The sequence below is a fragment of the Pseudovibrio sp. FO-BEG1 genome, from assembly GCF_000236645.1.
Classification (GTDB): Bacteria; Pseudomonadota; Alphaproteobacteria; order Rhizobiales; family Stappiaceae; genus Pseudovibrio.
This window is the reverse complement of record NC_016642.1, coordinates 2,339,722-2,352,465: the sequence shown is the minus strand read 5'-3', so window position 1 is coordinate 2,352,465 and position 12,744 is coordinate 2,339,722. Positions and strand designations below refer to the sequence as shown.

The following is a 12,744-nucleotide window of genomic DNA, read 5'->3' as shown; positions in this document are numbered from 1 at the left end:
TAAAGCTAACACTAACCTACACGAATATGCATAAATCATGAATTTATTTCATTGACACACATATATGCTTTAACATTACTTGGAATTATTATGCCCTACATACATAATCAAATAATAGTTTTAGGATTTAAATTATGTCTGTAGTAACCAGCAATTCCAGACTTGAACTACCTACGAACTTGCCAACACGCACGCGGCTTGAAAACGCTCAGATAGATGCGAAATCTCTAACCTCCAAAGCGATAGATCTTTCAGTCCACAAGCCTCAAGAAAACCTTGTTATAATCAGTCCTGAACTGAGAGAACTGAGCGAGAAGGCCTCAGTTGAAAGCGATCAAATTCCATCAGGATTCAACGAAGTGACGGAGGTATTAGCGCTAATGCATGAACACGCTGAAGCATTGAGTGCTGCTATGAATTCTAGATTTGAAAAATTAAAAGCTCATAGCGTTTTGGTCCGTGATAAATTTAACAATTTTTGGGCTGATTACTATCAGAAGTTTGTAAACACAGAGCCTGTTGCTCCGGTAAGGCTGAATGATGAGCAAGTTAGCTGGATCACAAAAGAGCTAAGCAAGCAAGGAACAAGAATTAACGCTTCAACTGAAGAACATTTTGTATACTTCGAAGATCAAATATATACATTCAAGCCCGATGGCAGTGCTTATGTTCAAGATCAAGGTGTTCCCACAAGCGAAGAGGATCGACTTTCAGGAGTGAGGCGTCTTCAACAGCTCCTGTCAGATATTGAAGAAAACAAGCAAGGCAAATCGATAGATTATTGGAGAGAGATCGAAACCTCATCTACGGCAATGATTGATGAGCATATGGAAAGAGCAGAGCATCTTGCTGAAGTAATTGATGCCCGACGTAAAGATCTCACGAGCTCTCAAACCAGGCTGGGGGAAACAGTCAATATAACAGCTTAACTGCCGAAAACTGGCTCATCTAAGGCAAAGGCCCTCGCGTACCTGCGAGGGCCTTCTTTTTTGCTTAAACCAGCATTTCGCTTGGGCTGCTGAGGTCCAGACCGATGATGAGTGGGTCGTGGTCAGAAGCGCCGTACTGGTCGTCGTTGTAGAAACCAGCGTCGGTGAAGCGGCTGTTGTAGCTGAGTAGATCTGGCTCATCTGCGTTGATGTGCCACTCAGCAAGACCAGTCACCTGTTCAGCAAGGCTGTCGGATGCCAGAGCGTGGTCCAGAGAACCGCGCTGACCATCAAACACGAAGCTGTACGCTTCATCGCCCAGGTACTGAGAGAGAAGATCGGTCATGTCACCGCCTTCGATCAGTTCCTGTACGGAGTCGCCTTTGCCGTAGGTGTTCAAGTCACCGATCACGAGGATGTCCGGATCAAGACCCGCACCTGCGTACTCAGTTCTCAGCCACTCATGCAGCTCTTTTGCTGCATCTTCACGTGCCTGAGCCCAGAACGCCTGTCCGTCACCCTGATCGTAGTTTGGATCAGCGATCAGAGCATCAAGATCTGCCTGCACCTGAGCAACATCAGCTGCCGGAATGGTACCTGCATCCAGCTTGCCCTGAATGTCTTCCACCAGATCGCTCAGGCCGCTTGGACCTTTGGACTTGTAGTGGTTGACCGCAAGGGTAAAGCGCTCACCATTTGCATCCTCAAAGGTGGTTGCAACGGTTGGGCGGTTACGCTGGAAGTCACCTACGTATGAACGATCAGCAAACTCCTGCAGACGGTCCGCAATTGCGTAAGTCGTAGCAGCACTTGTTTCCTGATAGGTGTAGGTTTCTGTCTCGATGACAGTCAGCTTGCTTGGACGGTAGATCATACCAGTGGTGATCGCATCAGAGCCAATCGGAGCCCCATCAGTCGGGTTCACGAAGGTGTACAGCTCGTCCGTCCGGCCCTGAGCAGTCAGTTCTGCATTGAGGGCATCAACAAGAGCGCTGATTGCAGATGCATCATCAAAGCCGTTGTTCTCCAGTTCCTGAAGACCAAAGACATCCGCATCGATATCAAGCATTGCCTTGACGATCTTGTCAGTCTGACGTGCAAGGTCTGCCTCGGTGCTCGCACCGCGCTGGCCAAGGGTGGTGAAGTAGTTCAGCACGTTGAAGCTGGACACTTTCAGTTCACCGCCAACATCAGCAGGCTGCTCAGGACGTGCACCGGAGTTGGTGCTCTCGTCGATGGACAGCTGACCGTCAACAACAAGAGTATGACCGTCGAAGCCTTCTGTCAGAACACCCTCAATCGGAGCATCGATTTCCGTGCCGAGACGCAGAGTTGCGCCAGCGGAGAAGTCGTCGTCCTTGTCGAGATAACCGTTACCGTTGTCGCCGTTTTCAGCGGTCACAGGAACGTAGGTGAACTCGTCAGGGTTCTGCTCAGAAGAACCATCATCAATGAGGATGCGGTTGTTCTGGTTCATTTCCTGATGTTCGATGATCTGGTCCAGCTCGTCCTGCGGATCATACAGGTGAGTTGCCTGATACTGGGAGCCAGCGGAAACTGTAATCTGACCGTAGCGGTCGAAATTGAAGTTTTCGATGACAGTCAGAGCATCGTCTGTGCCGGAAGCAATGCTGACGCGCATGCCTTCCAGAGCTTCCAGGTTATGCTGGTTTGTCGGAGACAGAAGCACCTGCATGTATTCTGGAAGTTCGTTACCGGAAGACAGAACGTTCAGATCAGCAATGTTTGTCAGCTGGGTCTGGCCGCCGAATTCAGCAACTGTACCGCCGAAGGACACTGCATCACCAACAGCAACGGTTGGAGCCGCGCCGGTGTAAACGAAGATACCTTCAGAGGTTGCTGCGTTACCGTCACTGTCAGTGGTTTCTTCCTGAAGGTAGAAGCCATTGCTGGTCAGGCGGGTCACAAGCGCGCTCACGTAAACGAACTCACCAACCATGTCGGATTCTGCACCTTCACCCTGAATGGTAGAGATGAGAGTAGGCGCTGTGTCGTCGTTCTCAACAGTGCTGGTTGCGCTCTTTGTTGTGATCTTGCCACCGGTTGGGTTGCTCAAGGTCACGGTCAGAGCTTCGCTCAGTTCTGTTGTTTCATCACCAGTGATGTTGACTGTGATGGTCTTGGTGGTTTCGCCAGCTGCAAACTCGATGCTGCCAGATGGCAGAGTGCCACCAAAATCAGCTGCATCAACGTCACCGCCAACAGCAAAGTCAACAGTACCAGCTTCAGACAGATCACCATCACGGGTCACGGTGAACTCGAAGGAGGTTACGCCGCTGTCGCCTTCAGCTTTGGAGTCAGCTTCAGCCGCAATTGCGTAGGTTGTGGAAGTACCACCGCCACCTGTTGTATCACCTTCGAGCTTCAGGTTCTGCAACACGAATGCTTCGTCGCCGCCGTTCGCTGAGCCTTCAACGGTGATGGTCAGTTCAGAGCCGGAACCTTCCAGATCAGCCATCAGCGTCTGCAACTCGTTGGTGAGAACCAGACCGGATGTGGTTTCAACCATCGGGTCGTTCAGATCAACAGTCTTACCGCTGGCAAGGGTGTAGGTCTGTGCGCCATCATTGTCAGATGTGAAGGAGAACAGGGTCTGCTCTTCACCGCCGTCAATGGAGTAACGGATGGTCACAACATCATCGGACTCGAAGTCACCCATAGCACCGGCATCCAGAGACAGGCTGATGTTGCTGTAATCTGAAATGTCGAAGCGCCAGGTTGCGACCAGCGGGTCACCATCTGGGTTGTCATTGTTGACGGTATCAGCCAGGCCGAAGAACTCACCAGTGTTGGTCGCTTCATCGATCACGCCAATTGAGTCATTCTCGAAGCTGCCATTGGTGGAGTCGACCATGGAGAACGGCGCATCACCGGCAGTGTATTTGCCGAAGCCGTCTGCAGCACTGGAGAAGTCTGGCGCAGTGCTGGTGTACTCGATCAGACGATCGTTCTGAGAGTCTACCATGTCAAACGCGAAGGTTTCGCGCACAACTGCAGGGTTGCCAAGGATCTTCAGGTTCTGCATTGCGAATGCTTCAGAACTGCCGTCAGACTTGCCTTCAATGCTGATAGTCAGCTCAGAACCAGTGCCTTCCAGATCAGACACGAGGGTCTGCAGCTGGTTGGTCAGCACAATGCCTGCATCTGCATCGGTGAGCGGATCATCCAGATCAACAGTCTTGCCGCTGGCAAGGGTGTAGGTCTGTGCGCCGTCATTGTCAGATGTGAAGGAGTACAGAACCTGCTCTTCGCCACCATCGATGGAGTAACGGATCACAAAGGTGTCTGTACCTTCAAAGTCGCCCATTGCACCAAGATCAAGAGAAAGACCTAGATCTTTGTAACCAGCAATATTGAAGGTCCAAGACGCAGTCAGTTCACCATCGTTGTCACCGTTGATGCTGTCGGTTACGCCGAAGAACTCACCGGAGTTGGTGGATTCATCGATGATACCCAGAACGTCATTCTCAAAGCCGCCATTGGTGGAATCCACCAGTGAGAACGGTGCACTGTCTGCAGTGAACTTGCCAAAGCCATCAGCAACGCTGGAGAAATCAGGCGCGTTGTTGGTGAAGCTCACCAGACCTTCGCTCTGAGAATCCACCATGTCAAACGCGATGACATCACGGGTCACTTCGTTTTCGTCTTCAACAGTGACGGAAACGCTCTTCATGTCAGTACCGCCATCAGCGTCGGTTACAGTGACCTCAACCTGATAAACGTTATCGCCGTCTGCATCTGCAGGTGCTTCAAAGTCAGGTGCTGTCTTGAAGCTCAGCTGGCCGGTTTCAGCATCGATTTCGAACAGATCTGCATCAGTGCCGGAAACGGAGTAGGACAGGTCTGTGTTGTCTACATCGGTTGCGGATGCAGTTGCCACTTCAGTGGTGTTTTCCGCAATGGAAACATCAGAAGCAACAGACAGAACAGGAGCCTGGTTGGAACCTGTCACAGTTACAGTCACGGTGACGTCTTTGGTGCTGCCGTTGCCGTCGGTAACTGTGTAGGTGAAGGTATCTTCAGCGGTCTCACCTTCACGCAGGCTGTCAAACACGTTGCCTGGGTTATAAGAGACCTGACCGTTCTCGAGAGAAACAGTAGCGCCAGATGTGCTGGTTGCGGAAACGCCAGTGATAGACAGGGTGTCGCCGTCATAATCCTTGTCGTTTTCCAGCAGTGTTGCTGCGTCAATAACCAGACCTTCATCGCCGGATGCAACAGCATCTTCGCCAGCGCGGATCTCGTTGTTGCGGCCATCCAGATAGTAGGTGTAATCGTCAGCCTGGAAGTAGACCGCCTCAACATTCATCAAGGTGTCTTTTTCAGAGCCGTCGTTTGCGATGACTTTGGTCTTCGGGTTCCACCAACGACCACGCTGCTGGAATGAGTAATCGTCGATTGAGCCTTCATAAACGGCTGTATCGAAACCACGACCACCATTGATGCTGTCATTGCCTGCACCACCGTGGATGACATCGTCGCCACCAGCTGCGCTGATGCGGTCATTACCTTCACCAGCAAAAATAAGGTCATTGCCCTTACCTGCACGGATCCAGTCATTTCCAGCATATGTGGAGATGGTATCGTTACCGTTGAAACCCCAGACCCAATCAATGCCATCGGTGCCGTTGATGACGTCGTCCCACCACGTGCCGAATTTTACGTTGATCGAATAGAAGTTAAATCGAGGAAAGAAATTGAACATGTATCAACCCCGTTACAGTTCATCTTATCCGTATTCGCCACTCCCCTCCCAGTTAGAGCCAGGAGCCAAGGCGAACGTTTATTTTTGCGATATGCCCGAATGAAATTCTGCAGCATGCATCGCTAGTTTTCTCGATGTAAGAGATGACGTAAAGGCGCTATTGATCAATTTTTCACTTTTTGCATATTATTTCGAATAATATTTTCTTTTGTGAAATTTTTTTCAACTTCGCGTTGCATATCTATGTCGTCGCGATGAAAGATTACCCGGTGCTGTGCATAACCCGGGATACTTTTCAGCCCTGTTTGGCCTCTGCGCGACTCACATATCGCAAAACCGCACTGCGAATCCATAGATACAATTAAAATTTAATTATCAAAATTACGTTTTTTGGTGGGTTTTTGACGGTCTTCATTTACCGCTTGAGCAAACCCATTATCATTCTACATATTATCTCATTTAGAGTATCATTTTCTAACTTGACTATTATCTATAGCATGTAGTTTCTTATATGAGATCTTTTCAGCAAACCAGATGAACTTGGAGAGGGTTCATCAGAACCAAAAACTGAAGAGGCGGCAGAAAAGAGCGGGACAAACATGTGTAATTTGATCGATAAAATAAGAAACTCGGTGATCGGTGAGGACGCGGCCATCACCACAGCGTTTGGTCGTAAGCCATTGGTTTATGCGGATTACACAGCGTCAGGACGTTCCCTGAGCATGATTGAGGACTACATCCGCGATCACGTGCTTCCCTACTATGCCAACACTCACACAGAGACCTCCTACACCGGTGCGCAGACCACAGCTCTGCGCGAGCAAGCCCGCCAGCAAATCCGCTCTGCGGTGAATGCAAACGACGATCATTCAGTGATATTTTGCGGTTCCGGTGCAACTTCTGCGATCCATAAGCTGATCGACATTCTCAACCTGAAACTGCCTGCTGACCTGAGCGCACGCTACAAGTTTGAGCAGCAAATTCCAGCAGAAGAACGCCCCGTTGTTTTCATCGGCCCTTACGAGCATCATTCCAATGAGCTGCCATGGCGCGAGAGTATCGCAGACGTGGTTTCCATTCCGCTTTGTGAGGGCGGACAGGTCTGTCTGGACGATCTTGAGAAGCAGCTGATCAAGTACGCAGATCGCCCCCTTAAAATCGGCAGTTTCTCAGCAGCCTCCAACGTGACCGGCGTGAAAACCGACGTTGACACCGTTGCCCGCCTGCTTCACAAACACGGCGCTTTGTCCTTCTGGGATTACGCGGCAGCAGGCCCATATGTGGGCATTGATATGGCGGGCGAAGAGACGGAAGAGGGAGATAGCTCCAAAGACGCTATCTTCCTGTCGCCACACAAGTTTGTCGGCGGACCCGGCACGCCGGGTGTACTGATTGTCAGCGATGCTATCCTGAAGAACCGCGTGCCAGCCATGCCGGGTGGTGGCACCGTGATGTACGTAACGCCGGAAGATCACCGCTATGTGGCTGATGCTGAGCGCAGGGAGGAAGGCGGAACGCCCGCCATCGTGGAATCTGTGCGCGCAGGCCTCGTGTTCAAGCTTCAGCAAGCGGTTGGAACTGATGAGATTGATCGGCGGGAAGAGAGCTTTGTTTCCAGAGCTGTGGCGCGTTGGTCAAAATGTGAGAACATTGAGATCCTCGGTAACACTGAGGCGCCGCGCCTGTCTATCACCTCGCTCAAGATCACCCACAAAGGCAAAGACCTGCACTACAGCTTTATCGTGGCGTTGCTCAACGACCTGTTCGGTATTCAGGCGCGTGGCGGCTGTTCTTGTGCTGGCCCTTATGGTCACGCTCTGCTGGGCATGGATATGCATTACAGCAAGGCGCTGGAAGAACAGTTGGTTGAAGGCCACATGATCCTGCGTCCGGGTTGGATCCGTCTCAACTTCAACTACTTCATTGATGAGGAAACCTTCGAGTACCTTGTCCGCGCTATTGAGCTGGTCGCAGAGCACGGTTGGAAGCTGTTGCCGTTCTACCGGTTTGATCCAAATGGCGCTGTCTGGCGCTATCAGAACCACAAGGCCGAGCTGGCAGCATCCCTCGACACACTCGACTTCACCGCGATGCCTGCCCCGGCGCCCAAGTCTGATCGCCCCTCACTGGCAGAGACTATGGAAGCGGCAGAAGCCGAACTGCTTCGCACGCACGGTGCTGAACAACGCTACAATGTGGTTCAGCCTGAAAAGGTGGAAGAACTACGCTGGTTCGTCCGCCCACAAGACGTGGCCGTGGCTTAAAAAACTGGAAGGCGCCGGAGATATCTACGGCGCCTTTGTTGCTCTTACAGGCGTTTGACCCAGTCTTCGTAGCGCCGGTCAATATCCGGCATGTCGGCAGCGTGTGTCCATGCAACGCCTGCGGAGTTCCGGGCTTCTGTAGGTGTAATGGAAAAGCGCTTCTTGAAGGCACGGCTAAAGGTGCTCTCGTACGCAAAGCCGAAGGAAAAGGCGATTTCGGCATTGGAACGGTGAGCATTGCTGTTGCTGATAAGGGCCATCATAGCGCCTTTCAGCCGCTGCTCCAGCACGAAGCTCTTTACCCCACCATAGCTGCGGAACATTTCATAGAGTTTGGACCGCGAAATGCCTGCCTTGGAGGCCACCACCTCAGGCGTAAGCGCTGGGTTCGACAGGTTTTCATTGATTGCACGTTTTGCCAGCATGATCTGCGCAGCATGACTGTTGGCATCTGAAATAACAACACCATCAGCCGTGCTGTTAAGGCATGCAGCAACAAGAGAGAGAGTTGCCGGATTAACGTCAGCTGCCTGAGACAGGCTGAGCTGATCCGACAACTCTTTCAGCGTTTTAATATGACTGTACAGAAGCTGAACCATGGGCTGCGAGGCGGGCAATCTCCTCATATGCTGCCCATCTGGATAAACCAGTTTTGGTTCAAGCAACTCCCTGGGAATGATCAGGGACAGGTTTGAAAATGTATTGGTCCAGGATTTTGACGTCCTGGCTAAATCAAAAATGATAAGGCCATCTTGTGCAACAGAATGCTGTGTACCGTCATGCTCATAGAACATGTCGCCGGTTTCAAATAACTGGATCATGAAATGGTCCATCCCATCTCTTGCGATGGTCAGTTCACTCCGTTCCCAGAATTGTTTTCTGCTTTTTGTCCGGGCCAGAACAATTTGCCCGAACATGTGAGCATCAACTTCAGCGGTGAAATTATCCGTCCTGACGGCATGGTCTGCTTCCACCTGAAACATGAAGGAAATGCTCTCTTTCCAGAGAGAGAAGCGCTCATCGGGAGCCACACCGTCGACAGAAAACACAGCCTGAGGAATAGGCTGCGAAATCTCCGTTGGCTGAACTCCTTTTTTGAGATCCACCTCTCCCAAGAAATGCATCCTCGTAAAGTCATGCACTTAATACGTGCTTTTACTAAAACCTTATTCCATTTGTATACATCTTCAGGTGCGTTGCAAACAATGACGCAGCGTCCAGATCAATGTGCATTTTGTTTGAGATTACCCGAAATCTGGTTTTTTTCCTGAGTTTCTTGCATTGATGCATGACGATGGCACAATCACCGATTCTGGCATTGGTGTGTTGCCACACCTCGCAGATGCTCGCGCACTGCTGAAATTATTGTGATGATGAGATGCAGGCTTCAGCCTTGTAGCAGCCCTATTCAAGGCACACCTTCAGGAGAGCTCCCCACTCCCCTATGAGCCTTCGAAGGATCACCCATGCCCCTGCAGTCGTCAGCCGCCAACTCCCACTCTCTCAGAGTTCTCCTGCCCGCCGTCGTGTTGGCAGGTGTTGTCGGCGAGCTCGCTTTTGAAGCATATGCGTGGTTCGTCTCGCCAATCCTGTTCGGGCCTGTATTGGAACCTGCCAATCTCGTGATCGCACTGACATCCAAACTCTTTGGGCTGTCCATTCCCTACAGTGCAGCGTTTGCAATCCATTTCTCAGTGGGTGCAATCGCCTTCCCTGTGGCCATACTGGCCGTGCATCTGATGACCAGACTGAAGTTCCTGATTGCCGGTGTCGTGGCAGGTGTACTGCTCTGGTACATCGCACAGGGCATGCTTGCGCCCTTCATCGGCAGAAGCTTCATGATGGACTTTGGCGCCTATACCCAGTCATCATTCGTCGGCCACGTGGGCATGGCAATCGTGATGGCCCTTGTGTTCTCTGTGCTCTTTGGAGAACGCAAAGCCAAACGCTAGAACCGGAGAGAGCTGTACGCCCTCTCCTTCGTTTCTTGTTGTTAAGCCGAGTATTTTAGCCGGATTACGGGCTGTTGTGTCTCTTCGCTAAAGGCTTCATGCATCTCCTCAAAGCCGTAGCGCGCATAAAAGCGGCGGCCAATGGGATTATGCTTGAAGACTTCCAGCTCTACGCTGCTATGGAGAGAAACAGCCTGATCCATCAGAGCCTTCCCGAGCTTGCGCCCGTGAAAGTCCGGATGCACAAACAGTCCGCCCACTTCATTGCCCAGCAATGAGATGAAACCGACGACAGACCCGTCTGCTTCCACCACCCATGTATCAGCAGATGGCAGGTACATATTGCGGATGTTGTTGGTCTCATTTGCGAGGAACGCATCACTCAAAAAGGTATGCGCGTACTTGCTGGCCTTCAGCCAGACGTCAACAATGGCCTCGGTGTCACGAGTTTCAAATTTACGGATCATTGGAATATCCTGAAGAATGCCGCTGAGCGGCCTATGATGTTCGGAGAATTAAAGGCATGCGAAAGCAGCCGCGCGAAGTCATGCGGTCTTATGGTTTGAAACATGCATAGGGGTTCTTTTTGCGAGCCCTCAGATCCGGGACATCAAAACTCCTCTGAGACACTTCAGGAGCTCTTACGTTAAGCTCATCGCGCGCAGTGTCAAGCCAGCAGGATCACCCATCACACCCTCTCCTGCACATCTGTTGCACGGACAACACGTGTGCGTTGCATCTCTCTATTTCCGGAAAATATGCGCTGCTTGAGGGACTTGATGGTGAAGACGCAACCGATGCCCGTTTCCCATTCCGGACGCGTCTTCACCATCGAGAAGGCTCTGTTTCACAGTCAACATCGGGCAAAAAATATTCCCGGAGACAGTTTTAAACATATATTTGAGCCAAAAAGGCAAGTTTCGCCACGACGCGAAAACTTTACCTTAAATGGACCCTAATCCCATGAGTTCTCTAGCTCCTTGATTTTCGTTAGGTCCATTTGTTTTCAAGAGGACAACTCCAAGATGCCGATTGCGCAAAAACACTTGCGTTAGATCAACGTCCTTCATCTACGCAACAGTACGATTGTGCTGATCGTGGGAGAGGTCTGTAAAAATGTCTACTACTATAGTTAGCAGTGAAGTGGAGAAGCTCGCTGAAATTCCCTTGCTTAAACGGTTGAGTACCGAGGCAAGAGAACAGCTGCTTCGGGGTGCCACTAAGAAATCTGTCTCGCGCGGTGAGATGATATTTTTTCAGGATGATAAAGCAGACGCGTTTTTTATCGTTCTGGAAGGATGGGTCAAAGTTTTTCGCGCGACAAGCAGCGGCGATGAGGCCGTTGTAGGGGTATTCACCCGCGGGCAAACCTTCGCAGAAGGAGCAGCCTTTACAAACTCAAACTATCCAGCTTCCGGCGAAGCGGTCACCGATAGTGTTGTGCTTTGTATTCCTGTTGCCCATTTGGCCAAATCTATTGCAGCTGATCCAAACATCGCACTGGCAATGATGTCGTCTCTGTCCATGCACCTGCACCAGCTCGTGCTGCAGATCGAGGGCCTGAAAACACACACCGGTGCACAGCGAGTGGCTGAGTTCCTTCTGAACCTTAGTTCCGAACCTGCCGGTTCCTGCACACTGGTACTGCCCTACGATAAAGCTCTGATTGCTGGTCGTTTGGGAATGAAGCCGGAAAGTCTGTCCCGCGCCTTCCAGAAGCTGAAAAGCTACGGCGTTGAGGTCAAACAGAACCGGGCTATCATTTCAAACGTTCAGGCTCTGCGCACACTGGTAGAACAGGAACGCACAGTCGTTATGCATTCAAGCCACGGTTAGGCGAGAAGTCATCTTTTTGATTTTGGTTTCCGGGTCAGGTCTCCTGCCCCTCGTAGATTTGCTTTATGAATTCTCCGAGCTGTTTTAGCTCCTCTCCACGTGGTGAGCTTTTTCGCCACGTTAGCGTGATTTTTCTTGGCAGTGCCTTGTCAACATCAACGAGATGAAGATCATACTTGTCGGTCAGCCCGGCCTTGATTGCTATGTCAGGCAGAAGCGTTGTTCCAAGCCCTTCTGCCACCATACCAACCAATGTGGAAAGGCTGGTCGCTTCGAAGGTGCTGTCTTGTACAGGTCCGATTGGAGTAAATGCGGAAAGGGCATGCTGTTGTAAACAATGCCCTTTTTCCAACAGCATCATCCTGGTGCCTTCCAGATCAGCCCCGTCAGCATGCTTCAGTTTTGCAAGCGGATGGTCTGGGCCAACGGCCAGCTTGTATCCATCCTCAAACAGTGTCTCATAAGCAAGATCGCCAATCTCAAATGGCAGAGCCAGTAACACTGCATCCAGATATCCATTTTGCAGGGCTAAAAGCAGATCGCTGGTCATTCCCTCTTTGATAAACAGGCGTAGCTCCGGAAACTTCTTGCGTAGGTGCGGCATGATGCCGGGCAAAAGGTATGGCCCAACTGTTGAGATGACGCCTAGTTTCAGATCACCAGCCAGAAACCTGGAATTTGCCGAAGCAAAGTCTACAAAAGCCCTTGTATCAAGCAGAATGCGGCGCGCTCTATCTGCCAACGCATTGCCCAGAGGCGTGATGGTCACGGATCGTTTGGTTCGTTCCGCCAGATGAACACCAAGGTTCTGCTCCAGCTCTTTCAAAGCTGTGCTTAATGCGGACTGACTGACATTACATTTCTCAGCTGCACGACCAAAATGCTGCTCTTCAACCAACGCAACCAGAAACTCTAACTGCCGCAAACTCGGGAGATGACTCATAGATTTTCCAGATTACTGTTTTCCGATAAATCAATTTTACTAATTATTTTAGATCGCTAACTTGCATTTATCAAATCAAATGAGTTTGAGGAAA

The 12,744-nt window shown here is 50.8% G+C and carries 8 protein-coding genes; 4 read left to right on the top strand and 4 right to left on the bottom strand.

Annotated features, from left to right (window positions below; all coding sequences use genetic code 11):
- Positions 1–134: 134 nt before the first annotated feature.
- Complete coding sequence (locus tag PSE_RS10800) at positions 135–929, top strand: hypothetical protein (RefSeq protein WP_014284886.1); 795 nt, start codon at positions 135–137, stop codon at positions 927–929.
- Between the two features lie 64 nt (positions 930–993).
- Here PSE_RS10800 and PSE_RS10795 read toward each other — a convergent pair whose 3' ends face one another.
- On the bottom strand, positions 994–5,655 hold the full coding sequence (locus PSE_RS10795; protein WP_014284885.1) for an ExeM/NucH family extracellular endonuclease: 4,662 nt from the start codon (positions 5,653–5,655) through the stop codon (positions 994–996).
- A gap of 599 nt (positions 5,656–6,254) precedes the next feature.
- Between PSE_RS10795 and PSE_RS10790 the strand changes: the two genes are divergently transcribed.
- Entirely contained in the window at positions 6,255–7,919 is a 1,665-nt protein-coding gene (locus PSE_RS10790) for an aminotransferase class V-fold PLP-dependent enzyme (protein WP_041768320.1), read from the top strand.
- 44 nt (positions 7,920–7,963) lie between these two features.
- Here the strand turns inward: PSE_RS10790 and PSE_RS10785 are convergent, their stop codons facing one another.
- A complete protein-coding gene (locus PSE_RS10785; RefSeq protein ID WP_014284883.1) occupies positions 7,964–9,043 on the bottom strand; it encodes a helix-turn-helix domain-containing protein in 1,080 nt (359 codons plus the stop codon).
- Positions 9,044–9,385: 342 nt separating this feature from the next.
- Here PSE_RS10785 and PSE_RS10780 point away from each other — a divergent pair, with 342 nt between their 5' ends.
- Positions 9,386–9,871 (top strand): hypothetical protein, encoded by a 486-nt coding sequence (locus tag PSE_RS10780; protein ID WP_051125903.1) that lies wholly within the window; start codon positions 9,386–9,388, stop codon positions 9,869–9,871.
- A 41-nt stretch (positions 9,872–9,912) separates the two neighbouring features.
- Here PSE_RS10780 and PSE_RS10775 read toward each other — a convergent pair whose 3' ends face one another.
- Complete coding sequence (locus PSE_RS10775; protein WP_014284881.1) at positions 9,913–10,338, bottom strand: GNAT family N-acetyltransferase; 426 nt, start codon at positions 10,336–10,338, stop codon at positions 9,913–9,915.
- A 649-nt stretch (positions 10,339–10,987) separates the two neighbouring features.
- On the opposite strand from PSE_RS10775, the gene PSE_RS10770 reads away from it, so the two are divergent.
- On the top strand, positions 10,988–11,707 hold the full coding sequence (locus PSE_RS10770; protein ID WP_208609206.1) for a Crp/Fnr family transcriptional regulator: 720 nt from the start codon (positions 10,988–10,990) through the stop codon (positions 11,705–11,707).
- A 34-nt stretch (positions 11,708–11,741) separates the two neighbouring features.
- Here the strand turns inward: PSE_RS10770 and PSE_RS10765 are convergent, their stop codons facing one another.
- Positions 11,742–12,650, bottom strand: coding sequence for a LysR substrate-binding domain-containing protein (locus tag PSE_RS10765; RefSeq protein WP_041768319.1), 909 nt, complete (start codon positions 12,648–12,650; stop codon positions 11,742–11,744).
- Between the last annotated feature and the right edge of the window lie 94 nt (positions 12,651–12,744).

Bases quoted from the DNA above. Each gene is read 5' to 3' on its own strand.
- PSE_RS10795 (WP_014284885.1), bottom strand. From the start codon at position 5,655: ATGTTCAATTTCTTTCCTCGATTTAACTTCTATTCGATCAACGTAAAA.
- PSE_RS10775 (WP_014284881.1), bottom strand. From the start codon at position 10,338: ATGATCCGTAAATTTGAAACTCGTGACACCGAGGCCATTGTTGACGTC.
- PSE_RS10785 (WP_014284883.1), bottom strand. From the start codon at position 9,043: ATGCATTTCTTGGGAGAGGTGGATCTCAAAAAAGGAGTTCAGCCAACG.
- PSE_RS10790 (WP_041768320.1), top strand. From the start codon at position 6,255: ATGTGTAATTTGATCGATAAAATAAGAAACTCGGTGATCGGTGAGGAC.
- PSE_RS10780 (WP_051125903.1), top strand. From the start codon at position 9,386: ATGCCCCTGCAGTCGTCAGCCGCCAACTCCCACTCTCTCAGAGTTCTC.
- PSE_RS10800 (WP_014284886.1), top strand. From the start codon at position 135: ATGTCTGTAGTAACCAGCAATTCCAGACTTGAACTACCTACGAACTTG.
- PSE_RS10765 (WP_041768319.1), bottom strand. From the start codon at position 12,650: ATGAGTCATCTCCCGAGTTTGCGGCAGTTAGAGTTTCTGGTTGCGTTG.
- PSE_RS10770 (WP_208609206.1), top strand. From the start codon at position 10,988: ATGTCTACTACTATAGTTAGCAGTGAAGTGGAGAAGCTCGCTGAAATT.